Origin of the sequence: Thalassovita taeanensis (assembly GCF_900110775.1) — a bacterium.
In the GTDB taxonomy this organism is placed as follows: domain Bacteria; phylum Pseudomonadota; class Alphaproteobacteria; order Rhodobacterales; family Rhodobacteraceae; genus Litorimicrobium; species Litorimicrobium taeanense.
This window is the reverse complement of record NZ_FOEP01000016.1, coordinates 25950-49352: the sequence shown is the minus strand read 5'-3', so window position 1 is coordinate 49352 and position 23403 is coordinate 25950. Positions and strand designations below refer to the sequence as shown.

Below are 23403 nucleotides of genomic sequence, written 5' to 3'. Positions count from 1 at the left end.
GACCGAGAGGATATGAAGCGCCCTGCGGAAAGTCCATATTCCAGCGCCACGGGAACTCCGCTAAGGTGCTGCTATGCAGAGTGAATTGACGCAAATTTTTGTCCTTCTGGGTGCCGTGTTCGTCCTTCTTGTCTGGGGCCGCATCCGATACGATCTGATCGCCTTCGGCGCCTTGATCATCGCGGCCACGCTTGGGCTGGTGCCGACCCATGATGTTTTTTCCGGGTTCGGGCATTCCGCTGTGGCCATCATCGCACTGGTCTTGATCGTCAGCCGGGGGTTGTCGTCATCCGGCGCGGTCGAGCTTGTTGCGTCGCGGCTGATCGACCCGGACCGGCCGCTTCCCTTACATATTGCTGTCGTGGCAGCTTTGGCCGCCGGATTGTCTGCGATCATCAACAATGTCGCCGCGTTGGCGCTTCTGATGCCGCTGGACCTTGAAGCCGCGAAAAAGGCCAAACGCGCGGCGGGGCAAACCCTGATGCCGCTTTCGTTTGCGACAATTCTTGGCGGTATGATCACGCTGATCGGAACACCGCCGAATATTGTGATCTCGGAATATCGTCAGGGCGTTATGGGCGCGCCGTTCGGCATGTTTGATTTTGCACCTGTCGGGCTGACCGTCGCCATCGCCGGGATTGCCTTCGTTTCCCTTTTCGGCTGGCGGCTTTTGCCATCGCGGACGTCGCTGTTGGACACCGAAAGAGAGGTCAGCAAAGGCCGATACGTCGCCGAACTTCGTATCGGAGAGCAGACACTGGCAGAGGACATGGTGGTCGAGGATCTTTATCCCAAAGCGAACGATGTCGACGTCCATATTCTGGGTCTGGTCCGTCGCGGCAAACGCATCCGCGGCCTCGCAAGACGAGAAGAGCTGCGCGCGGGTGACTTTCTGGTCGTCGAAGGCGAACCCAAATCGATCGAGGCCTTCATGGGGCAGGCGGGGCTTGATTTTGCAGGCTCGGAAAAACACGAAGGTGGCGTTGTGGCGCCGGGCCTGACCTTGGCAGAAGCCATCGTTCCAGACGGCGCGCGGATACAGGGCCGCACGTCGCGCAGCCTGAACCTGTTGCAGCACCGCTCCGTCACGCTTTTGGGTGTCGCGCGAAGCGGAAAGAGCTTTCAAGACCGGGTGCGTCTTCTTCCCATCCGTGCCGGCGACGTCCTTCTTTTGCTGGGAACGCCCGCCCGCGTGGCCGAAGCTATCGAGTGGCTTGGCGTGCTGCCGCTTGAAGGGCGGCAAACCGAAGTTGTCCAACGCAGCAAAGCGGGCCTGTCCATCGGGGTGTTTATGCTCGCGGTCGCTCTGGCTGTGCTTGGGCTTGTTCCATTGTCCGTGGCGCTCGGCGGCGCCGTGATCGGCTACGTCGCGCTGGGTCTTGTCAGTGGCCGCGAGGTATACGCATCGGTGGAATGGAAAGTCATCGTCCTGCTTGCCAGCCTGATCCCTCTGGCCGAGGCGTTCGAGCATTTCGGCGGGGCCGACTTGATCGCCAACCAGATCGTGAGCTTGACGGTCGACTACCCGGCATGGGTCTCGCTGGTTGCGCTGATGGTTGTGACGATGACGCTGTCAGACTTTTTGAACAATGTGGCGACGACGTTGATCGCTGCGCCAATCTCGATGTCAATCGCATCCGCGACCGGAACAAACCCCGACACCTACCTGATGACGGTTGCGGTGGCGGCGTCATGCGCCTTCCTCACCCCGATTGGACACAAGAACAACACCATCATTCTGGGTCCCGGTGGTTACCGCTTTGGCGATTATTGGCGTATCGGGCTTCCTCTGGAAATCCTCGTTGTCTGCGTCGCGGTCCCGACAATCCTCTTCGTCTGGCCGCTCTAGGGCTGTTCAACCCATGGCCTTCGCGGCCCCAAACCGGTCCGTTGCGGCGTGTTTCGCGTGAACTGCCTGCTGGGCGGAAACACTGCTGTCGTCGCTTTCGCCCAGCAAGCCGAAAACCAAGTCTGGTTTCCGCCCTCCAAACCGCCTAAATGATCCTCAAGATCCGAGGAGGAGCCAGATGCAGAAAATTGCCTTGCCCGAAAGGCCTCATTGGCGCGACCATGCCAAGGAGGTTGGCTTTACCTTCGCCGATATGCACGGCGCGCCCTATTGGGATGAAACCTCGGCCTATGCCTTCACGCTGGACCAGATCGAGACAGACCTCGAAGATCCCGCAACCGAGCTGCACGCCATGTGCCGCGAGGCGGTCGACCTGATCATCAAGAGCGAACCCCTGATGGAGCGCCTCGCGATCCCCGAGGCGCATCGCGATCTTGTCGCCGAAAGCTGGCGCCGCGGTGACCCCGAGATATATGGCCGCTTCGATTTTGCCTATGATGGTCACGGCCCGGCCAAGCTGTTGGAATATAACGCCGATACCCCGACCTCACTTTATGAAAGCGCCGCCTTTCAGTGGCAATGGTTCGAAGATCAGCTCGCCGCTGGCGTGCTTGCCGAGGGGAGCGATCAGTTCAACGGCATCCACGAGGCGCTCGTCGCGCGGTTTGGCGAGGTTTTCGAGCCCGAAAGCGATCTGCATTTTACCGCCGTTGGTGGCAGCCCCGAGGACTACGCAACTGTCGAGGCCATGGGCTGGGCTGCCCGCGAAGCCGGGCTTGGGGCGCATTACTGCGACCTCGACAAGATCGCGCTCAGCAAAGATGGCCAGTTTCTCGATGATGAAGACCGGGTCATGGGCGTCCTCTTCAAGCTTTACCCGTGGGAAGACCTGCTGCGTGATGACTACGCCGACCATATCGCCGGATCACGCTGCCTGTTTCTGGAACCGGCATGGAAGGCGCTCTTGTCCAACAAGGGGATCTTGCCGGTGCTCTGGCAGATGTTTGAGGGGCACCCCAACCTTTTGCCCGCGTTTTTCGAACACGACATCGGCGAAGCCATCGCCGGGCGCGGGGCCGCTGCCACGGATGTGGCCGGGGCGTTCGAGCGGGCCAGGGCGCAGCTTGCAGCAGGCCATGTGCGCAAACCGATCCTGTCGCGCGAAGGCGCATCGGTCACGATCATCAAAGATGGCGAAATCATCGAAGAAGCGCACAATACCGACTACGCTGAACATCCCCGCATCCTTCAGGCCTATGCGCCGCTGCCGCAGTTTGATGGCTTTCGCCCGGTCATTGGGGCGTGGATCGTGGGCGAGACCTGCGCAGGCATCGGCATGCGCGAAGATCGCTCTCGCATCACTCAGGATCTATCAAGGTTCAAACCGCACTATATTGTCGCATGACCTGCGCATATAAAGTTACACCCATTGACCAAGAGTTAGGATTGTCATGACCAAACGTTCCAGCCGGATCACCATCGCGATCGTTGGCGCCGCCGCTTTCACCCTTGCTGGATGCCGTGACGAACAGGTGGACGCACAAGCCTTTCCCGATCTGCAAAGCTGCACCAACGCGGCAACGCCCGGTGGGCTGTTCTCTGTCCAAGATTGTGAAGCCGCGTTCACCGAAGCCGAGGTTTTGCACGTCGAGGCCGCCCCCCGCTATGACAGCATTGCCGTCTGCGAAGAGCAGCACGGCGAAGGTGCCTGCGGTTCGGAAGCAACCGCAACACAAGGCGGGTCGGGCAGCATCTTCATGCCGCTCATGGCGGGCTACCTCATCGGGAATATGCTCGGCGGGCGCTCGGGCATGTCCGCGAGCCAACCGCTTTATAAAACCTCGGACGGGCGGTTTACCAATGCGGCACGCTCAAGCAGCTACTCCAGCAATGCCGGTGCCGCAAAGCTCAGCACGTCGCAATTCACCCGCCCCACGTCAACGCTCGGCAAGGCTCCTATGACCCGCGCCACAGCCATGTCACGCGGCGGCTTTGGCAAGTTCGGCAGCGGTCGCTCGGGCTTCGGCGGCTAGCCCCGGTTTACGTGCACCGACGCAGATGGGGCGTTTTTTACGTCCAGCCCTTGCCTTCGTCAAAGCCAACGCGAGGTTTGGCGAACCTATAGCCGTTCCACATAAACTTTGCCGCACCTACGACCTTTGGAAATTTGTAATCCATTGTCAGAAACTAGTTCATGTCGGCACATTCGGCGCACCAAATATGGTAAGCATCTCGTGCTTGGTTTAGGTTTAGTGGCTTGTCTTTGCCCTGAAATACGCCGGTCATCTTCGTAAGTTCGGCATAGCGCGGGTGCTGAATGCCGGACAGAAAATCTAGCACGTATTCTCTGGGCTTCTTTGGCCCCCAGCGATTATGCGAGACTGCGGCGCGATTGGGTCGGCGACCTCGTGGATTGGACCATCGAAGAAACGACCAGACGCGCTTGCCATGCCCGGCAGACCCCATGTTTCAAGGTCAACTTCTCTGTGCATATGAAACTTGAGTTCCCCGGAAATACCGGCATTCCAAGAAGAATCGCGTCACGTTTCTGCGTTTCGTTCTTGATCGTGCGAGGAACATTTGTGGTGACCATGTCGTGCACCATGATCTCTTGCTCGATACCACCCCAGTTGATCGTGTCCTTCCTTGGTCGGCAGACATGCTTCTTGATGGCAGAAAACTCCAAAATATTCGTGTCTATGAACACGTCGGCGACCGAGACAACTTTCGCCAATGCAACACTTTCTTATCTATGGTGTATCGCGCGAACCATCGCGCTTACGCACCGCGCATTGTGCAATGCTCAGAAATTAAGAAAGGCGGGAGTAGAAACTTTGATCACGTCTTTGCGAGCGTTCGCCGGGGGTTTTCAGGGCCGTTCTTCGCTCTTGGACCCATTGCACATTGCTTAGGCAGAGCGTGATGGCTGAAACTTTATTAGCAAAACCAATAGCTCTCGCAAGAAGAGTGGCAGCCCGTAGGGCTTCCGATAGTATGTCTGTCACCGTCTAGGGTTGTCTGAAATAACGATTGTTTCCAAATGCTTGCGGGATTGTGTCGTCTATCACTGTCTTGCCTTGTCTGTCTGAATCTGTCAAATTTCTGTAGTAGAAATTGAGTAGGACAGCACATGGCACGGGGTTCCGATCTTCTGGACGACAAGACGGTAAAGGCAAAAACGGCACCGGGGCACTACCGCGACGGTAGGGGGCTTTTTCTGCAAGTGTCGAAATGGGGCACGAAATCTTGGGTCTTCCGCTACACGAGTCGCGGCAAAGCGCGTGGCATGGGGCTTGGGTCGTATGAAGACGTTTCGTTGAAAGCCGCCCGTAACGAAGTTGACAAGCTTCGCGTCGCCGTAAGGGAAGGCCGCGACCCTGTTGAAGAACGCCGCGCATTGAACGCCGCGCCCGAAGTGCCGAACGTTACGACCTTCGCCGACGCCCTAGACGAATATATGAAGTCGGGAAAAATCCAGAAATTCCGCAGCGAAAAACACCGCAAGCAGTGGCGGGCAAGCTTGGACTTGCACGTTTGCCCGAAGATAGGTGCAAAGGATGTGGGCACCATCACGATTGACGACGTGAAAGGCGTTCTAAAACCCGTTTGGGCGACGAAGACCGATACGGCCCGACGTGTTCGCCAGCGATGCTCCAAGGTCTTTGATTGGGCGATTGACGAAGGTTGCCGCAAACACGACAACCCGGCTTCTATATCCGCGCTGGCAACGTGGATTGAAAACCAAGGCGAAGCCGAAACGCAAAATAGACCCGCAATTCAACAAGACGATTTGCCCACATGGTTTGCAGCCCTTGGCAAGCGGGAAGGCATGGCAGCACGGGCGTTAGAATTTGTCACATATTGCGCCAGCCGCAGCGGTGAAGTTCGGGGGGCAACATGGGGCGAAATCGACTTTCAGTCTAAGGTTTTCACAATCCCCGCAGCCCGAATGAAGGTCAAAAAGAACGGCGAACACCGGGTTCCGCTATCCGACGCCGCCGTTGCGTTGTTGAAGTCGCTTCCAAACTTCGAAGCCGATCACAGCAATCCAAACGCACTTATCTTCCCGGCCCCAAGAGGCGGCGAAATGTCCGACGCCACAATGTCGGCTGTTATGAAACGGATGCACGAAGCCAAGGTCAAGAAAGACGCAAAGGGTTGGATAGACGTTCGCCTGTCGATACCAGAAAACCCCGACGAAGAACCGCAGCCGCGCCCTGCTGTTCCGCATGGATTGCGTTCCACCTTCAAGGATTGGGCGGCAAAGCGCGGGTTCGACAATATTCAAAGTGAACTGGCCTTGGCGCATAATGTGGGCAACGAAGTCGAACGCCGTTATCGCCGCGACGACCTTGTTGAAGAACGTCGGGCAATGATGAATGCATTTGCCGCCTTCTGTCGCGGTGAAGAAGCCGAAGCGTCGAAAGTCGTTCCGCTGCGGGCAGGGGTTGCGTAATGCCGCGTTGGACCCCCGCACAAGTCGTCGTTGAAGACGTTCCCGAAGAAATCCTTAACCAACCACCGAACCAAGGTGGACGGCCCGAAGGTGCAAAGGACAAGGTTAAGACAGGCAAACGGAATAGATCGCGCCAAACCGAAAAAGCGAAGACCGTCACGAAAGCCGCAGAATGGCATGTTGCTTCCGCCGAAATGAATATCGAAGTCACGTTTCAAAAGTTTTTCGAAGAATATGCAGGCGGTCCCGCAGGTGATCGTCGCTATTTCAAATCGCAATTGATCGCGAAAATAGACGAAATTACGTCGTAAAATCAATCGTATAGGTTTTTTCTTCAACTTCGACTAGCTGCATTTCAACGGCTAGGTTCCTCACAAGTCAAGCAGACCCGCTTAGACATGTGAGGATAGCACCATGACAGCCCTGACCAATTCGACCGCCATTCCTGCGGAACCCCCCAAATTCAGCCCTGCGGCACTTGTGCCAAACGCCTTGCTGCGAACGCCCGACGTTTGCGCGGTAACAGGTATGGCCCGCCCAACGCTCTATGAGGCTATGGCGAAGGGCATCTTTCCGCGTCCGATCAAGCTTGGCGAAAAGTCGTCGGCTTGGGGCGCAGCGGAAGTGAACATGTGGTGTGCTTACCGTCTTGCTGGGAAAACGGAAGACCAACTGAAAACTTTAGTCATTGAGTTGACCGAAGCCCGCAAGCATTGCGCGTAGTGGCAGCCGAAACGGCTTCCGAAATATCCGCTAAATAATTGAAGTAAAACGGGAAATGTAATTCCCGAAATTGCTACTAAAAACGTATTACAGACAGGCCCGAAGATGCAAAACTATTCCCCCGACCATTGGCCGAACATTCCCGACGAAATCAAGGCTTGGCCGCAGTTCGTTCTTTGGCGCGAAGATCAAAAGCCCATGAAGTCGAAACCCGACAAGGTGCCGCTTGATTGGCGAACAGGGCAATTTGGAACTGCCCACAGTCCTGCCAATTGGTTGGCGTTCGATCAGGCTTGCAGCATGGCCCTGCAAAGGGGTGTGGGCATCGGTTTCGTGCTGACACCACATGACCCCTTCGCCTGTATCGACCTTGACGGCTGCATTGCCCCCGATGGCACATTAACGCCGCAGGCTCGTGAAATCGTTGAAGGCTTTCAGGGTTGGGTTGAATGCAGTCATAGCGGCAACGGGCTGCATATCTGGATCAAGGGCACCGTGCCCGACGGCGGTAAGCGCGGCAACGGTATCGAAGCCTATTCGGCAAAACGGTTCATTGCCATGTCAGGCCGGGGGTTTGCGTTATGACCGCGCTTCCCGATCATGGCTACCTTTCGTCCTTTATTGCCCATTATGGCGTTTCAGCCGCGACCAGTGGCGCAGCCGAAGCAGGCCGGGCGCAGTCGTTTTCGCGACCGCAAACGCGAAGCGACGAAGAAGTTCGTGCCGCATGTCGTTCTGCATCAAACGGCGCTAATTTCATCGCTCTTGAAGCGGGGAAGCACAAAGGGGTTTCCGCCGATCATGCCGACTTCGACCATTCCGGCGCGGATCAGGCTTTCACAAACTATGTTTACTTTCATAGCGGGAATTATGAGCAAACAAAGCGGATCGTGTTGGCTTCGAAACTTGGGCAACGCGAAAAGATGCAAAACCGCCCCGACTATCTCGAACGAACGTTAGACCGTGCCGCAGATCAGGAATTTGCCTTAGTCGATTACCCGAACTTGCAGGACAAGGTGGTCGTGCCAAACTCGCAACGATTTAAGTTACTGTCGGGTTCGGCCATTGACGCACTTGTTCCGATTGGTTGGCGCGTCAAATCGGTCTTCGTTGCCGAAGGGTTGGGGTCAATCGTCGGGCCAAGCAAATCGGGCAAATCTTTTCTCGCAACTTGCTTGGGCTGCGCCATTGCAGAAGGTCAGGGGTGGTTCGGTTTCAAGACAAAACCCGCGCCCGTGGTGTATGTCAGTTTGGAAGGCAACGCCGGGTTTCAGCAACGGGCGAAGGCTTGGACGACATATCATGGCCGACCTATGCCGGAAAACTTCGCCGCAATCCTGCAACCGTTTTTGCTTACTTCCGAACAGGACATTCAAGACTTGGCGGCTGTATGCCCACAGGGTTGCGTCGTCATTATCGACACTCTGAGCCGGGCAACGCCGGGGTTGGACGAAAACAGCGGCAAAGATATGGGCGTAATCGTCGCTGCGGCATCGCGCCTGCAACTGTTGATTGGCGGTCTTGTGATCCTTGTTCATCATACGGGCAAAGACGTTGAAAAAGGGTCACGCGGGCATTCAAGCCTTCCCGCTGCGCTTGACGGTTCGCTTGTCGTTAGTCGCGACGGCGATTGTCGTGCATTCACGCTGGATAAGGTCAAGGACGGCGAAGACGGCGCGAAGTTTGGCTTCCGTTTGCAAACCGTAAAAATTGGGATTGATGAAGACGGCGACGAAATCACAAGTTGCGTCGTTATCCCCGACGAAAGCGGTTCCATAAGTAAGGCCGACCGCCTGACCCCAAGTCAGAAATTTGCGTTCACCACCTTTATGAAAGCGTTCTCTGAAATCGAAAGACCCGACTTTAGCGGGCTTCGAATTGGCGTTCCGTTGGCGACTTGGCGCGACGTATTCTATCGCGAAGATACCGCCGATAACGCCGAAGCCAAAAGAAAGCGTTTCCAACGCGCCCGAAGTGATCTTGTTCGGATTGGCAAACTGACGGTCGAAGACGACGTTTACTATTCCGGCCCTTCGTTCCCAAGCGTCGCCGATCAACTTGGCGGGGGTGAAAATGAATAGCGGGACACGGGACAGGACAGGGACAAAGCGGGACATGTCCCATTGCTGCATTCCCTCTCTTAGCGGGACGGACAGGACATCCCCCTTTAGGGGGTGTCCCTTGTCCCTCAGGGTGCAGTCGGCTGTTTGGTTTGAATGGTTCGATAGTCAAATTCCCAAAGTCACCGAAACTTATAACGAACCAGCAAGCCCCAAAACTGTGGGCACCAATCGAAAGCAAAGCCTAGCTTAAAACGCTGGCAGCGATTTGGACTGCCAGAGTTTCCAATAAAACAAGGTCGAAATGGCGTTCGAAAAAATCTACTACAAACCTACTAAGGATAGTCGAAATGTCTAACATGAACGAAATGAGTATCGAAGCGGTTTACGCAACCCATGATCGCGATTGGCTTGAAAATCAGTTTTGTTTTGTGATCGTCAACCAATCCGAAAATGTAAGGTCAAGTGTCACGTCCAGCGAACTTTTCGAAGCGGTCATTGGTGCAAGACTTAGGGCTGTCGAAGCTGACTTGCGCAAAGCTGCGCCTTATCGGGTCGTTTCCGTTTCGGAACTATCATCGAACTTGCTTGATCGCGTTCCGTCGGCTTGGCCGAAGACAATCGACTTGCTTCGCTATCATCGCAACGACATTTTTTCGGCTGCGGATTTCATTCAAGTGAAAGACGAAATCGGATGCAAAGTAGCGTACAGCGACGCGCCCATAACGACCTTCGTGAATTACCTCAATCAAATGGACTATCAAGCAAGGTGCAATCCAAGACTGTATCAAAGCGAGATTGGCCGAATGATGAAAGTCGAAGCATTGCTTCGCGTTGCCCAACTTGTGCCGTTCGAATTGAACACCAATAAATTCGAAGCGCGGTTCGGGCTATGAATCCGCGTGTCATAAATGCGTTCCGCAATCCAAGCGCCCTAACCGAAGCCGATTACGTCGAACTTGTCGCCCTTTGGAAAAAGGATGCAAAAGCCGCAAATGCAAGGCGGGGTCGCACCGAACGCACAGGTGGAGCCGACGGTAGCGAACTGGCCCGCAACGAAGCCTATCGCCGTCACCGTGCGGAACTTCGGGCACTCAAAACGGCTTGGGGATAGGCGCAGAAACTTTCTTTTGTCCGCATTTGTCTGTCGTTGTCTGGTCCAAATTTGACCCCTTGCCAGCTTGGAATTGCCCGCCCTAAGTGGCCCTTAGCCCCGCCTTAAACGTTCAATTCTGCATGGTAATTCGATGGAAAACCCTAGCCTTGTTTGGCCCAAGACACCGACACCCACCCCCCCGCAAAAGCGTATCAAGCTTGCGTCGGTTTTGGATTGCCGGGGCGAAATGACGAAGCTCTACCGCGAAGCCCGTAACGGCAAACTGAAAATCGAAGATGCATCGCGCCTGACCCATATCCTTATGCTTATCGGCAAGACCTTTGAAGCGACCGACCTAGAAGAACGGTTGTCGAAGCTTGAAGGTTTGACCGAATAACCGCCGCGTTGAAAGCCCGTGTAGCCCGCTTGGAAGCCCGCCACAAAGCCGCAGCCGACAAGCCGAAAGGCGTCATAGGGGGCTTGCCCAAAACATATATCGAAGATGTTGACGGCGTTCTTTACCTGCGCCGCCCCGAAACGCCAACCGGGCAACCCTTCGCCGAATACGCCCGCAAGCAACAGCAAGAATTGCAAGCCGAACTGTTGTGCCTGTTTGCCAACACGACCGACGAAGCCCCGCCCAATGTGGGCATTGTGAACAACCCCGCGCCCCTGAAACCGGGTGAGAAGTCGAAAAATTTCATTCACCTTGCCGACGGCACCGAAATCAAACTCCAAAGGAACTAACCAAATGGCCCTAGTGAATACCGAAACAGCCCGCCGCCTTATGTCCGCACTTGGCACCGATTCAGGCCGCAAAGCCTTTCTTGGCGACGGGACGAGATATGACGCCGTGCCAGCGACGAAGATTATGAAGCTGCATCATTCCGTTGACGACGCGGTAAAACGGGTAAATGCCCTTGAATGGGATAAGACCCGCACCCCGCCGCAACAACACCAAGCTGGCCGCAAGATTGCCGAAGCGACCGTTGCGGAAATCAACAAGACCCGTGACGAACTGAAAGCATGGGTCGCCAAAGAAACCGCCGACGCGATGGAAGCTATCGAAACCGCATTGTCGCCCGACATTGGAACGGCGGCGCAAGTCGTTCGTTCCGAAATTCGTGCGTTCATTCTGTCGAAGCGGGGCGACCCTGAATTTGTTGGGGAACTTCGCGGCTTGGTCGAAACTGACATTCGGTTCGCAACGGCATTGTTTGAAGCCCCCGCCGCGCTGTCCGGTATGTCTTCCGAACGCTTGAACACGTTGCGCCTGTATGCCGCCGCAGCCCATGCGCCCGAAGCGTCGGAACGGGTTCGCATTGCATCCGAGGTCGCCGCCCTTGACGGTAAACTTGCCAGCGTCGCCGCCGAAGTGCCGCGTTCATTCTTCGACGGCGGGATTGAAAAAGGCATGGCGACCCGCGTAGAAATCGACACCCCTTTGGCGACGGGTGAATAACATGCCCACATTAGCCGAAACCCAATTGAAAGAATTGACCGCATGGCTTGCCGCGTCTTCGCAAGATGAACGAACCCCATTGGGGAACGACTTCATTCGGCACGACGATTACGGGCAGCTTGTGACGGTCGCCCTAGACGACCCTGCGCCCGACCTGTCTGCGGCTATTGCCTTGGGCTGTCTGCCATTGCTGGTAGCCCATGACGTGCCCGCAGCGACCTTCACAGCGATTGAGGGGCAGGCCAAGCTAGACGAACGGGCGCAGCACATCACATGGCTGTCAGGGGCCGCGATTTCCGACCCGCTGCGGGGCTTCCCGGCCTGTCATGTGGTTCGCGTCGCCGACGGGCAGACCTTGCGCCAAGCGGCTGCGGCAAGAGGCATTGACCCCGACGCCGACCGCTTGATTGTGGGCATCCCCGCAGCCTGTTTCTAACGATCTTCCTTGGGGCACTTGGAAGCTAACTGCCCCGGTTGCTGCGAAGCGCCGGGGCTTTTTTTTAGCCGAAGTAAACGTCCTTAGGTTCGAACTTTTCGTCAAGACGGTTCGCTTCCGCAGGCGCATCACTTTCAATTGCCTTGTAAACGTCATCACTCCAACGCCCGCTAATCCGCGCATATTCAATAGTTCTAATAAGTTCGATGCGGTTCCGCTTATAGCCGCCGAACTTATCTTCCAACTTACAGAACGCGAGTTCGTCAAGTTTCTTGTTCAAGTCGCAGTCATTCATGTAGGCATAAACTTCATCCATGAAATCCGCAGAAACCGCGTAAACATCTTTGAACAAGTCTTCACCGTATTTCTCACGGGTGATTTCTTCGTGGTAAACAGGCGCAATGCGGTTTTCGTAAGCAAATGCTAACGCCGCATCAAAGTGTTTTGGCGACTGAACGTAACCAATCAAAAAATTCTGTCGTTTAAGTTCGTAAATTGCTCGAATATCCATTTTTAGTTCCTTCAAATTGTTGTTGTGAATTATCGCCGTTGCTCTTGAGTAAGATGGTAGGCGAAGCCAATGAAATCAAGCGACAAACTCCCAAAATTGCGCACGTCCAACCTTCATTACCGGTTGACTGTGGGAATGCTATTCTTCAACGACGTAGAAGTTGTTTTCGTTCTGCGGGCAGTTTTCCCGAAGAAGGTAAGCGCAACGCTTCAAAGAGCCGTCGTGCGTTCCTGCGCTTTGTTCGGAGTGACCGCAGCGGTCGCAGGTTACTTCGACGCCTTCAACAGAACCGCCATAATCGCCGTCAACATCAATGTAATCGGTAGTCGTAGTAACTTTTGCCATGATTTGCCCCGCTGTTTCGCCGATTATGCAGCGCAGCCGCCGGGTAGGGCAAGCGAAGTGTTCACGAATGCGTGATCGCGTCGCAGGAGTTCGACAGGCTCAAACCGACCATTTTTTACTGTAGTAGTTTTGTAGTAGGATTTCGGCGTTTAGATATTCCGCAGCAAAATCAACGACTTGTAAAGCAAAGTGGCAGCCCGTAGGGGAATCGAACCCCTCTTTCCAGGTTGAAAACCTGGCGTCCTAACCGATAGACGAACGGGCCAAGCGTTGGCGTGAGGCGGGTTCTAGGCAAAGCTTGGGAATTGCGCAAGTAGAAAATGACACCAAAGTGCAGGAAAATTTCCGCGCGCTCACGAGGCCGCTTCTGCAGCGTCTTCCAGCCGCAATTGTACCGATTGCCGACCGCCCCAGCTGTTGATCTCCAACCGTCCGGCCAGATGAAACCGTGCGCCGCCATGCGACTCAAGCCGTGGCCCCAGCGCAGTGTCAAATGCCCCGAAACAGATCGCATCGATCCGTGCGCCCAAGCCGTCGCCAAAGCTGATTTTCAGATGCGAGTCGCCGACCCGTTTGGCAAAGCGAATTTCCACATCCGGAAAGGCAAAGCGCGGGGCAGGGGCCCCGGCGCCGAATGGCCCTGCCTTCTCGATCTGTTCGATCAGATCCACCTGCGCCGCGCCCGGCATCAACACACCGTCCAGCCGCAGATCCGCAGGCCCGCCTTCGCCCGCGCCCTGTTTCGCCAGCAACTCGGTCAGCCGCGCCATCGCCGGTTCCAGCTTCTCGCGTTCCACCGACAGCCCAGCGGCCATCTTGTGACCGCCGCCCTTGATCAGCAAACCTTCGCTGGCCAGCCGCTGAATGCTCGCGCCCAGATCCACCCCCGACACCGACCGGCCCGAGCCTTTGCCCTCGTCACCATCCAGCCCGATCACCACCGCAGGCCGCCCTGTGGCCTCCTTCAACCGGCTGGCGACAATCCCCACCACACCGGGGTGCCAGCCCTCGCCAGCCGCCCAGACCAGCGGCGCGTCCAGCCCGCGCTCTTCGGCCTGTGCCATCGCGGCGGCGCGCACGGCCGCCTCGATCTCACGCCGCTCGGTGTTCAGCATGTCCAGCCGTTCGGCCATCGCCTTGGCCTCGGCCATATTGTCCGTCGCCAGCAGACGCGCGCCCAGATCGGCCTGCCCAATTCGCCCGCCCGCATTCACCCGCGGCCCCAGCAGAAACCCAAGGTGATAGGCATTCGGCGCCTGATCCATCCGCGACACATCCGACAGCGCCACCAGCCCCGGCCGCGCCCGACGCGCCATCACCTTCAGCCCCTGACGCACCAGCGCCCGGTTGACCCCGATCAGCGGCGCCACATCAGCCACCGTCGCCAGCGCCACCAGATCCAGCATCGCCATCAGATCCGGCCCCTGCGCCCCGGCCTCGCGCATCTGGCGATTGGCCTCGACCAGCATCAAAAACACCACCGCCGCCGCACACAGATGCGCCAGATCGCCGCTTTCATCCTGCCGGTTCGGGTTCACCACTGCCAAGGCAGGCGGCAAGGATTCGCCGCCAAGGTGGTGATCCAACACCACCACATCCGCGCCGACAGCCGCCGCAATCGGCCCGTGGCTCAAGGTGCCGCAATCGACACAGACGATCAGATCGTGATCGCGCGCCAAGGCCGCCATCGCAGGCTCATTCGGGCCGTAACCCTCGTCGATCCGGTCCGGCACATACAGCGTCGCCTGCCGCCCCATCTGCCGCAGCCAATCCAGCAACAACGCGGCCGAGGTGCCGCCATCCACATCATAGTCCGCGAACACCGCAATCTTCTGCCGCCCGCGCACCGCCTCCAGAAACCGCGCGGCAGCAGGCTCCATATCCCTCAGGGATCGCGGGTCCGGCAACAGATCGCGCAACTGCGGCTCAAGAAACGCCGCCGCCTGATCCGCCGCCACGCCGCGCCGTGCCAAGGCCTGACACAGCGGCGTGGGCAGACCGGTCTGCTGCGCCATGGCCTCGGCCTGGCGCTCGACCTCGGGACCCGGCCCGACCCAGCGCCGCCCGGTCAGTGATGCCTCAACCCCCAGATATGCCATGCCGCACCCCTTGTTTCTTTCTGATCCAAATACTCCTGCCGAAGGCATCCCGCCCCCGCAGCCCGCACATCCCCTGCGTCAGGCGCGCTCAGGGCCACGCCGATCTGCCATGCCGCGCACCAGCGCCTGCAACAGCAACCCGATCATCACTGCATTCAGCAAATGCCAGATGAAATGCGTGCCCAACGGGAACCCGGCGCATACCCTCATATCCACGGTGCGGAACGCCAAAGACACCATAAAGGCCAGCGTCGCTCCGGTGATCCAACCGCGCATCGCCAACTGCCTGCGCCAGCTGACGGCGGTAAACACCAGCAGCGCCACCAGCGCGGGCGCATATTGCTGCGACCCGTTCAGCGGGTCCGGGATCGCCTCGGCCACCGGGGCCGCGCCCTCGCCGCTGGCCAGAAATACCACCGTTGCAACCGCCGCAACCACGACCGCAATTACCGTCAGGCGCCCCGGCGCCACCCCGCCCAGAAAATGGACCGCCGCCAGCACATACAGCGCGACAAAACTCCAGATCGGGATCGTATCGGCGTATTCGCTCCAGCCATTTGCGAAGGTGTGGAACAGGAATGACCCCACCCCGATCATCGCCGCCAGCGCGATCAACACCCACAGCATCGGGGCCGATACACCCATCCGCCGCGCGGTCCGCCACGCCACAAGCGCCGCGACCACAAAGGCCAGGTTGCTCAGCGCATTGACCGGCTCGGCCCAGAACCCCGGCGCCAGCCGCTCGCAGTAGATATCAACCGGAGCCAGCAGCGACATTCACCCGTCCTCAGACCATTTCGATCCGCAACGCCACCGGCGCCTCGGTCATTACATCGGTTTTCGCCATCGCCGCCAAGGCCACATCCAGTTCGGCGCGCGTGGTCTTGTGGGTTACAATCAAAACCGGCGCGCTGTCATTGACATGATCATACTGCCGCATCCGGTGGATCGACACGCCTGCCTCGCCCAGAACGGTGGCAATTTTGGCCAGCGCGCCGGGTTTGTCCTGCAATGCCATCCGCAGATAATAAGGCGCCGGCAGGGTCGAGCGCGCCGAGGGCGCCACCTTCAGCGTCGCCGCAGGCTGCCCGAACATGCACAGCCGGAACCCGCGCGCGATATCACAGACATCGCCCATCACCGCACTGGCGGTGGGGCCTTCGCCCGCGCCCGCGCCGCGCAATACAATCTGGCCCACGGCGTCGCCCTCAAGCACCACCATGTTGGTGCCGCCCTCAAGCTGCCCCAGCGGGCTGTCCGCCGGCACAAGGCAGGGCGACATCCGCTGCTCCAGCCCCCGGCCGGTCATCTGCGCCACACCCAGCAGCTTGATCCGATATCCCATATCGGCGGCCTGTCGGATGTCCTCGATCTTGATCCGGCCAATGCCTTCCAACTCGACCCCGTCAAAATCCACCTGCGTGCCAAAGGCGATCGCCGACAACAGCGACAGCTTGTGCCCGGCATCAATCCCGCCCACATCCAGCTCGGGATCGGCCTCAAGATAGCCAAGCCCGTTGGCCTCGTCGAACACCTGCTCATAGCTCAGGCCGGCGCTTTCCATCCGCGTCAGGATATAGTTGCAAGAGCCGTTCATCACCCCCATCACGCGGGTGATCTGATTGCCCGCCAACCCCTCGGTCAGCGCCTTGATCACCGGAATGCCGCCCGCCACAGCCGCCTCGAACCGGATCACCCGGCCCGCCGCCTCGGCACTTTCGGCCAGCGCCTGACCGTGCATCGCCAACATGGCCTTGTTGGCTGTGACAACATCCTTGCCCGCCGCCAGCGCCGCTTCGGTCGCGGCCTTGGCCGGGCCGTCCGACCCACCCATCAGTTCGATAAAGACATCGACATCGTCGCGCCGCGCCAACACGACAGGATCGTCTTCCCAGTCATAGCCCGACAACGCCACGCCCCGGTCCTTGCCGCGCGACCGCGCCGACACGGCGCTGATCACAATCTCGCGCCCGGTCCGCGCCGTCAAAAGCGCTGCCTGCTGACGGATAATTTTCACCACACCGACACCAACGGTGCCCAATCCGGCAATGCCTAGGCGCAAGGGTTGGGTCATTCGGGCCTCCTGAAACGTCTTTTGTGATCTTTGTGTGGCGATGTATCGGGTCTGTCCGGCCCATGCAACGCGGCAATTGCCACCGTGTCACGCAGCGGTGCAAATCGCAGATCCTCCGCCGCTTTGGCAGGCAGGCTAGGGCCCAACCTGACGCCGCAACAGCGCCGCGCGGGCACGCAAAGCTGCCGCGCGCGCATTCAGCGCGGGGCTGGTGTCCTCGGTGATGCGAATATCGGCGCTGGCCTCCAGAACCGGCTCCAGCGGAACCAGCACCGGAAACGGCGCAGCGCGCGCGCTGGCTTCGGCGCCGCGGTCGCCCAGATCGGGAAACGGGGTGCAGGCGGCGCATCCAAGCGCCAGAAAAAAGGCCCAAAACAGGGCAGGGGCGCGCATTTCGCTCTCCGGGTCGCTGTGCCTGATCTGTTTTGCCCTGAAACCGGCGCCAAGCGCAAGCGGGGGCTTTGATCTGAACAACCGTTTAGATATAGACGCGCCCATGGCACGCACCGCAGGCTCACATTCAGATATCACCGGTCCCCGCGTTATGGAGGCCGCGCTGCGCCTGTTCGCGCGCCACGGCTTTGCCGCCGTTTCCATGCGTCAGATCGCGGCCGAGGTCGGCGTGCAGGCCGGCGCGCTGTATAATTACATCCCCGACAAGCAAAGCCTGCTGTTCGACCTGATGCGCGGCCATATGGAGGCGCTTCTGGCCGCCCGCGCCGAACGCCCCAAAGGCGGCAGCGCACTGGCCCGGCTCGAGGATTTCACCCGCTTCCATATCCGCTATCACCTGGCGCGGCCCGACGCGGTCTTTGTCTCTTATATGGAGCTGCGCAGCCTCAGCCCCGAAAACTTCGCCGTCGTCGAAGGCCTGCGCCGCCAATACGAGGATGAACTCGAATCCATCCTCAGGGCAGGCGAGGCCGAGGGCAGCCTGTCCGCCGCCGATCCCCGGATTGCCGCCATGGCGGTGATTGCGATGCTGACCGGGGTCACGACATGGTACCGCGCCGCCGGGCGCCTGACCGTTGATCAGGTCGAAGGCATCTATTGGGATATGGTGCGCAAATCTGTGTCAGTCTGACCGCGCCTGTTCGCCGGGGGCCACATGCGCCCCGCCGGTGATAAAACCCCGGTGAACGTCGCAAACCACGACACCCACCGGCAATTGCCCCTCGCCATACCGGCCTATCCGCGCTATGGCCGCGCAAACGGAGGGCAAAGTGATGAGCGATGACATTCTGGCACAGGTCCGCGCCTCGGCGCCGCGGCGGTGGATCGGCGTGGGGATTTTGGCGTCGCTGGGCGGGCTTTTGCTCTATGTCGCGGTGACCACCCCGCCGCAAACGCTGGGGCTTCAGGTCTTTGTGGTCACGCTGGGCGGTCTGGCGCTGGCGCTGGCCGAAAAGATGCGTCGCGCCACGCTTACCGAAATTTCCCTGACCGAAACCGAGCTGCGCGACAGCGACGGCACCGTGATTGCCCGCGTCGATCAGATCACCCGCGTCAACCGTGGCACCTTCGCGCTCAAGCCCTCCAACGGGTTCACGCTGCAACTGAAAGCCTCGCAGGGGCGGCGGCGCTGGATGCCGGGCGTGTGGTGGCGCATGGGCCGCCGCGTCGGTGTCGGCGGTGTGACCGCAGGATCGCAGACCAAAGTGATGGCCGAACTGCTGCAAGCGATGATCGCCGCGCGCGACTGACCCACAAACCAATCCAATCAGACCAAACGAAAATGACCGGGCAATCGCCGGTCATCCCTGTTTCAATGGGCCTTCCACGCCGGTCGGATTTACGAGGTTTCTTCCGGGATATCCTCGTACCATGGCAACAACGGCGCAAAACGCGGGCTGGTGAAGATGAAATTATAGATGTCGGACTGATCCAGACCCACCTCGAACAGCGGCGAGTATGTGCTCCACGTCTCAACCAATATCACGCGCTCGTTGTCGGGCATGATCGGCAGCTTGCTGTCAAGCGCGGCAACCTCGGCATTGCTCAGCCCGGCAATACCGCGCCCCGCTGTCCAGTCGCGCTTGAATGTGTTGTCCTCTTCATCCCACATCACCACGGTGACCCGCAGCTTGGTGTCCGAATCCGGCTTGGCCAGAAACACGAACAGGGACTTGAGCCCGTCGATATAGGCGTCGTCGATCGCATCCGTTTCGCGCGACAGCACGTCGCCCACCACATAGGCCGCCTTGTTGTTGATGCTGGTCTGACGATAGGCATCGAAATAGACATAGGTCGCCAGAAACGCCCAGAACAGAATGGGCAGCATGATCACCGTCTCGACGGCAACCGTGCCGTCACTGTCCGTCACAAAGGCGCGTAGTCTTTTATTCAACCGTTTAAACATATCACTCACCTTGGTTCTTGCACGAATGCAGAGGCTGCAACCAGCGCGACCTGACCATTGTCGTCTTTTTGCACGACGTTGCCCAGCCCGACGGTCGGGAACAGGGTGCCGATCTTGGCACAGACCCGGATGATCATCAGCTCGTTGTCCAGACCATTTTCGAACCGGCGCACCGGCTGCACTTCTTCTGACAGGTCGGTGCAATCCGCTTGCGCACTCGGTTCAACCCAGTTGACCGGGTCCGCGTGAAACATCTCGACCCGCAGGTTGTTGGTGCAATCGCGAATGATCGGCGCGCGGTCACAGACTGCCTGCTTGATGGCATCATGCTGCGGCGCGCTGCCGGTGCCCAGACGGATATCGCGCACTGCCAGATCCACCGCGCGTTCCAACATCGACCCGCGGATCGTGATGGCCGACAGTTCGAAGGTCGAGGCCAGCAGGGTGAAGAAAATCGGGAACAGCAGCACAAATTCGATGCTGGCATTGCCCTGCTCCGTGCGGAAAAATCGGCGGAGGCGTGAAAACAACGGTCTCATTGCGTCAACCTCAGCTTGCGGATCGAGGCGGCGATGGACTCAAACGCATCGTTGATTTCCAGTCCGCTCGCATCGAAATAATGGCTGTCCGAACTTGCGCAGTCCTTCAGAAGCTTTCGACCGTTGTTTGGGGCTTCGAACCCGATGGCGAAGATGATCACGCCGTTATCCTTGGCCTGATTGCAGATGTGTTTGGTCTGCTGGTTCTTGGCTGCGGATTCTTTCTTGGTGAATGCCGCGTTGTACCACTCGGCCCAGGCGTTGTTATTGAAGTAATAGTTGTCGTTCGCGTTCGATGCCAACGATATGCGGTTCCATAGCTGTGGGAATTCCAGTCGGACGGATGCACCTGGTTCATCGACGGTGCTGCAGGTTGTCGTCCCCTTATTCTTACCCCCGCCGTAATAATAATAACCCCCACTGTAACTGGTGGTGCATTCTTCATGGGTTCCGTTGCCGTAAGGATGGTCATGCCACTGTCCGTCAAGCGGGCTTGGCCAGAAATAGGTGGTGGAATTGTCGTGGGTGCCGCTGTTGTTCGCCACCGAATACCTCTGGGCCTCTTCGTTGTAATAGACGTCTGAGTCGCCGTCCCGCAACGATGGGTTCAGCATATACTGATCGGTGTTCTGTCCGTCGGTCATCAGCACAATCACCTTCAGCGTGGTGCCATCGGTATAGTTGACGGGACGCCCGGAAAAGGCCGCGTCGATCTCGCCCTCCGAGGTCAGCTCCGTCACCACCGACTGTGTGCCAGGATCCAGCAAGGTCAGCCCCCATTTCATCCCGATGTCGATCGAGGTGTTGCCACCGGCCTCCAACCCATTGATGAAGCCATGCAATGTGTTGGCGCTGCGTGACAGCGGCAGAATCTCTTTGTTCGCGCCCACAGGGCAGACCGGCATGCCCAACTCGCCTTCGGAATAGGTGAACGGGTCAAAATGCGCCGTGCGTTCAAAAAGCGCGACCCGCGACATCGAAGCCGAACTGAAGTCATCGCCATTGAAGTTGATGCAGTAGGAGTAGTCATGCTCCTGCGTCACGTTGAATTTGCTCAAAAGCGCCTTGCCCGCACTGACCTGCGTTGCATAGGGGACCACCGAAACCGACACCTTGCCATCTTCCGAGGCGGCCATAACCGTATCCACGAAATCACGCGCTGCAGGCTTCAGTCGCGCCAGCCGAGAGTTGCTGCTCATCGAGCCGGACACGTCCAGCACCAGTGAGATCTCCACGCCGTCGATCCGCTCTTCTGCCGTGCCGGCGGCTGCCGCCGACAGGGTGCTGATGCCCGACAGCTTCAGGAAAAAGGTTTTCAGCGTCGACTCGGCCGTCGCACTGACCGAACGAAATCCCACACCTTCATCCACCGTGACGTCGGTCAGGTACTGACCGATCCCGGCCTTGTCGAAATAATCCTCCACCACCGCTTTCGCGGGCAGGGTCTGATCCAGGTCCGCCGCCGCCAGAACCGCGCGGTCCAGAGTGTTCTGCAACTTGGTGCGGTCGCGTTCATAGCGCATCAGGTCAATCCCGACGCCGCCAGCAAGCACCATCATCAAGAACAGGAAAAGGCTGAAGGCGACCATGGCCCCCTCGTCATCCCGCCCGAAGTGACGCAACCGTGCCAGCGCACGGTGACCAAAACGCTGGGGAAGTCGTAAAGGGGCCCTGCGGTTTTTACTTTGCTTCTGCTTCATTTTTCACACCTCATTGCGCACTGCGATTCGTTAAAGCCGAACACTGGATACATTTCGCGCTTGGTACTTGATGCCCGCCATTCGTGGCTGAAATAGGGCAGCCTGAGGGCAAAGCGTTGGCTATTGTATTCCCTTTTACTGGAATGGTTCGGGCTTTCAGGCTCTGTTTCGGGGCGCGCCACAATGCCCTGTGCGCATCGGGCGTGCCCGGCGCCTTTGCGCGAAAAACCCCATGCGCCCGTTAACACTTGTGGCAATGCGCGGCACCGGCGCCCGGCACCCCATGCTGCCGCCGGGATCGGTCGTTTCCTGACCTGCCAGTGTCGAAAAGAGCGGGCGCATCCGCTCTGCCCATTGCTAGTGTGGCCCGAAGTTGGTTCACTCGGGGCCAGAATGACAGGGGGTCCTATGCGTTTTTCCGGCCTGCGTGTGCTGAAAGAAGGGTTGACCGGCAATACCGGATGGACGCCGCACTGGCGCGATCCCGAGCCGAAATCCGACTATGACGTGATCATCATCGGCGGCGGCGGGCACGGGCTGTCCACCGCCTATTATCTGGCGCGCAACCACGGGATCACCAACGTGGCGGTGCTGGAAAAGGGCTATGTCGGCGGCGGCAATGTCGGGCGCAACACCACCATCGTGCGCGCCAATTATTTCCTGCCCGGCAACTCGGAATTCTACTCTCATTCCCTGAAGCTGTGGGAGGGGCTGGAACACGACCTGAACTATAACGTCATGCATTCGCAGCGCGGGCTGATCAACCTGTTCCACTCTGATGGCCAGCGCGATGCCTTCGCCCGGCGCGGCAACGCGATGATCAATCAGGGCGACGACGCCGTGCTGCTGGACCGCGAGGGCGTGCGCAAACATCTGCCCTATCTGGATTTCGATAATACCCGCTTCCCGGTCTATGGTGGCCTGCTGCACCCGCGCGGCGGCACCGCGCGCCATGATGCGGTGGCCTGGGGCTACGCCCGCGGCGCCGATACCCGCGGCGTTGACCTGATTCAGAATTGCGAAGTCACCGGCATCGACATCGAAAACGGCACCGTCAAAGGCGTGCAAACGACCCGAGGCACGATCCGCGCCAAAAAGGTCGCGATGGTCGTCGCGGGGCGTTCCGGGCAGGTGGCGGCGATGGCCGGAATGCGCCTGCCGATCGAAAGCCACATCCTGCAAGCCTTCGTGACCGAAGGCATCAAGCCGGTGATCAACCACGTGGTCAGCTTCGGCATGGGGCACTTCTATATCAGCCAGTCCGACAAGGGCGGGCTGGTGTTCGGCGGCGACCTGGATTTCTATGCCTCCTATGCCCAACGCGGCAACCTGCCGATGATGGAACATGTGATGGAGGCGGGCATGACCCTGATGCCGATGATCGGCAAAGCCAAGGTGCTGCGCAGCTGGGGCGGGGTGATGGATATGTCGCCCGATGGCTCGCCGGTGATCGACAAGACCGATATCGGCGGGTTGTTCCTGAACTGCGGCTGGAACTATGGCGGTTTCAAAGCGGTGCCTGCGTCGGGCTGGGCCACCGCCCACCTGATCGCCACCGGCACCCCGCATGACACTGCCGCAGGCTTTCGCCTTGACCGTTTCCGCACCGGGCGCGGTCTGATGGACGAAGAAGGCACCGGTTCGCAACACAATCTGCATTGAGGCGCGTGGCGATGTCGGGATTTGAGTATTTG

General features: G+C 58.7%; 26 protein-coding genes and 1 tRNA gene. 17 read left to right on the top strand and 10 right to left on the bottom strand.

The features are described 5' to 3' along the window. Nucleotides 1–115 precede the first annotated feature (115 nt). The 3 genes from BSF79_RS16840 to BSF79_RS16830 all read left to right on the top strand — a co-directional run bounded on the left by BSF79_RS16840 (nucleotide 116) and on the right by BSF79_RS16830 (nucleotide 3882). A complete protein-coding gene (locus BSF79_RS16840; protein ID WP_342741892.1) occupies nucleotides 116–1849 on the top strand; it encodes an SLC13 family permease in 1734 nt (577 codons plus the stop codon). A 178-nt stretch (nucleotides 1850–2027) separates the two neighbouring features. Then, nucleotides 2028–3254, top strand: a complete 1227-nt coding sequence (locus tag BSF79_RS16835; protein ID WP_090270998.1) for a glutathionylspermidine synthase family protein — start codon at nucleotides 2028–2030, stop codon at nucleotides 3252–3254. Nucleotides 3255–3300: 46 nt separating this feature from the next. Next, nucleotides 3301–3882: a DUF1190 domain-containing protein gene (locus BSF79_RS16830; protein WP_090270997.1), complete on the top strand. Its 582-nt coding sequence runs from the start codon at nucleotides 3301–3303 to the stop codon at nucleotides 3880–3882. Between the two features lie 338 nt (nucleotides 3883–4220). Here BSF79_RS16830 and BSF79_RS16825 read toward each other — a convergent pair whose 3' ends face one another. Next, nucleotides 4221–4583 carry a hypothetical protein gene (locus BSF79_RS16825; RefSeq protein ID WP_090270996.1) on the bottom strand — a complete coding sequence of 121 codons (363 nt, stop codon included), beginning with the start codon at nucleotides 4581–4583 and terminating at the stop codon, nucleotides 4221–4223. A gap of 396 nt (nucleotides 4584–4979) precedes the next feature. Here BSF79_RS16825 and BSF79_RS16820 point away from each other — a divergent pair, with 396 nt between their 5' ends. From BSF79_RS16820 to BSF79_RS16770, 10 genes are all read left to right on the top strand, one after another. Further along, entirely contained in the window at nucleotides 4980–6305 is a 1326-nt protein-coding gene (locus BSF79_RS16820) for a tyrosine-type recombinase/integrase (protein WP_090270995.1), read from the top strand. Further along, nucleotides 6305–6616, top strand: coding sequence for a hypothetical protein (locus BSF79_RS16815; protein WP_090270994.1), 312 nt, complete (start codon nucleotides 6305–6307; stop codon nucleotides 6614–6616). Before BSF79_RS16820 ends, BSF79_RS16815 begins: the two co-directional genes overlap by 1 nt. Nucleotides 6617–6719: 103 nt before the next feature. Continuing rightward, a complete protein-coding gene (locus BSF79_RS16810; protein ID WP_090270993.1) occupies nucleotides 6720–7028 on the top strand; it encodes a helix-turn-helix transcriptional regulator in 309 nt (102 codons plus the stop codon). 105 nt (nucleotides 7029–7133) lie between these two features. Then, the gene (locus BSF79_RS16805) at nucleotides 7134–7613 is read left to right on the top strand and encodes a hypothetical protein (RefSeq protein WP_090270992.1); all 480 of its coding nucleotides are present in this window, start codon (nucleotides 7134–7136) and stop codon (nucleotides 7611–7613) included. Further along, the gene (locus BSF79_RS16800; protein ID WP_090270991.1) at nucleotides 7610–9109 is read left to right on the top strand and encodes a helicase RepA family protein; all 1500 of its coding nucleotides are present in this window, start codon (nucleotides 7610–7612) and stop codon (nucleotides 9107–9109) included. Before BSF79_RS16805 ends, BSF79_RS16800 begins: the two co-directional genes overlap by 4 nt. A gap of 329 nt (nucleotides 9110–9438) precedes the next feature. Then, complete coding sequence (locus BSF79_RS16795; protein WP_139246477.1) at nucleotides 9439–9984, top strand: hypothetical protein; 546 nt, start codon at nucleotides 9439–9441, stop codon at nucleotides 9982–9984. Between the two features lie 447 nt (nucleotides 9985–10431). Then, the gene (locus tag BSF79_RS19855) at nucleotides 10432–10581 is read left to right on the top strand and encodes a hypothetical protein (RefSeq protein WP_175545363.1); all 150 of its coding nucleotides are present in this window, start codon (nucleotides 10432–10434) and stop codon (nucleotides 10579–10581) included. Nucleotides 10582–10589: 8 nt separating this feature from the next. After that, the gene (locus BSF79_RS16780; protein WP_139246476.1) at nucleotides 10590–10931 is read left to right on the top strand and encodes a hypothetical protein; all 342 of its coding nucleotides are present in this window, start codon (nucleotides 10590–10592) and stop codon (nucleotides 10929–10931) included. Between the two features lie 4 nt (nucleotides 10932–10935). Further along, on the top strand, nucleotides 10936–11646 hold the full coding sequence (locus BSF79_RS16775) for a hypothetical protein (RefSeq protein WP_139246475.1): 711 nt from the start codon (nucleotides 10936–10938) through the stop codon (nucleotides 11644–11646). 1 nt (nucleotide 11647) lies between these two features. Continuing rightward, entirely contained in the window at nucleotides 11648–12082 is a 435-nt protein-coding gene (locus BSF79_RS16770; RefSeq protein WP_090270985.1) for a hypothetical protein, read from the top strand. Between the two features lie 64 nt (nucleotides 12083–12146). On the opposite strand, the gene BSF79_RS16765 is transcribed toward BSF79_RS16770, so the two are convergent. After that, nucleotides 12147–12593: a hypothetical protein gene (locus BSF79_RS16765; RefSeq protein WP_090270984.1), complete on the bottom strand. Its 447-nt coding sequence runs from the start codon at nucleotides 12591–12593 to the stop codon at nucleotides 12147–12149. A gap of 69 nt (nucleotides 12594–12662) precedes the next feature. Here BSF79_RS16765 and BSF79_RS20015 point away from each other — a divergent pair, with 69 nt between their 5' ends. Then, entirely contained in the window at nucleotides 12663–13013 is a 351-nt protein-coding gene (locus BSF79_RS20015) for a hypothetical protein (protein ID WP_139246474.1), read from the top strand. A gap of 115 nt (nucleotides 13014–13128) precedes the next feature. Here the strand turns inward: BSF79_RS20015 and BSF79_RS16755 are convergent. The 5 genes from BSF79_RS16755 to BSF79_RS16735 form a co-directional block, all read right to left on the bottom strand. Continuing rightward, nucleotides 13129–13203 (bottom strand) — tRNA-Glu (locus BSF79_RS16755). An 88-nt stretch (nucleotides 13204–13291) separates the two neighbouring features. Beyond that, on the bottom strand, nucleotides 13292–15037 hold the full coding sequence (recJ, locus tag BSF79_RS16750) for a single-stranded-DNA-specific exonuclease RecJ (RefSeq protein ID WP_090270982.1): 1746 nt from the start codon (nucleotides 15035–15037) through the stop codon (nucleotides 13292–13294). 78 nt (nucleotides 15038–15115) lie between these two features. Further along, on the bottom strand, nucleotides 15116–15814 hold the full coding sequence (locus tag BSF79_RS16745) for a ceramidase domain-containing protein (RefSeq protein WP_090270981.1): 699 nt from the start codon (nucleotides 15812–15814) through the stop codon (nucleotides 15116–15118). A gap of 10 nt (nucleotides 15815–15824) precedes the next feature. Then, nucleotides 15825–17111 carry a homoserine dehydrogenase gene (locus BSF79_RS16740; protein ID WP_090270980.1) on the bottom strand — a complete coding sequence of 429 codons (1287 nt, stop codon included), beginning with the start codon at nucleotides 17109–17111 and terminating at the stop codon, nucleotides 15825–15827. Nucleotides 17112–17246: 135 nt separating this feature from the next. Further along, on the bottom strand, nucleotides 17247–17504 hold the full coding sequence (locus BSF79_RS16735; protein WP_139246473.1) for a hypothetical protein: 258 nt from the start codon (nucleotides 17502–17504) through the stop codon (nucleotides 17247–17249). A 103-nt stretch (nucleotides 17505–17607) separates the two neighbouring features. Between BSF79_RS16735 and BSF79_RS16730 the strand changes: the two genes are divergently transcribed. Both BSF79_RS16730 and BSF79_RS16725 read left to right on the top strand, forming a co-directional pair. Then, nucleotides 17608–18195, top strand: a complete 588-nt coding sequence (locus BSF79_RS16730; RefSeq protein WP_090270978.1) for a TetR/AcrR family transcriptional regulator — start codon at nucleotides 17608–17610, stop codon at nucleotides 18193–18195. A 142-nt stretch (nucleotides 18196–18337) separates the two neighbouring features. Continuing rightward, a complete protein-coding gene (locus BSF79_RS16725; RefSeq protein ID WP_090271045.1) occupies nucleotides 18338–18814 on the top strand; it encodes a hypothetical protein in 477 nt (158 codons plus the stop codon). Nucleotides 18815–18903: 89 nt separating this feature from the next. On the opposite strand, the gene BSF79_RS16720 is transcribed toward BSF79_RS16725, so the two are convergent. From BSF79_RS16720 to BSF79_RS16710, 3 genes are read right to left on the bottom strand one after another with little or no spacing between them, the layout of a single operon-like run. Further along, a complete protein-coding gene (locus BSF79_RS16720) occupies nucleotides 18904–19470 on the bottom strand; it encodes a TadE/TadG family type IV pilus assembly protein (protein ID WP_090270977.1) in 567 nt (188 codons plus the stop codon). A gap of 5 nt (nucleotides 19471–19475) precedes the next feature. Further along, complete coding sequence (locus BSF79_RS16715; protein ID WP_090270976.1) at nucleotides 19476–20009, bottom strand: TadE/TadG family type IV pilus assembly protein; 534 nt, start codon at nucleotides 20007–20009, stop codon at nucleotides 19476–19478. Then, nucleotides 20006–21598, bottom strand: a complete 1593-nt coding sequence (locus tag BSF79_RS16710) for a pilus assembly protein TadG-related protein (RefSeq protein ID WP_245776439.1) — start codon at nucleotides 21596–21598, stop codon at nucleotides 20006–20008. The genes BSF79_RS16715 and BSF79_RS16710 overlap by 4 nt, the downstream gene beginning before the upstream one ends. A gap of 519 nt (nucleotides 21599–22117) precedes the next feature. Between BSF79_RS16710 and BSF79_RS16705 the strand changes: the two genes are divergently transcribed. Continuing rightward, nucleotides 22118–23371 carry a sarcosine oxidase subunit beta family protein gene (locus BSF79_RS16705; RefSeq protein ID WP_090270974.1) on the top strand — a complete coding sequence of 418 codons (1254 nt, stop codon included), beginning with the start codon at nucleotides 22118–22120 and terminating at the stop codon, nucleotides 23369–23371. Nucleotides 23372–23403: the final 32 nt, after the last annotated feature.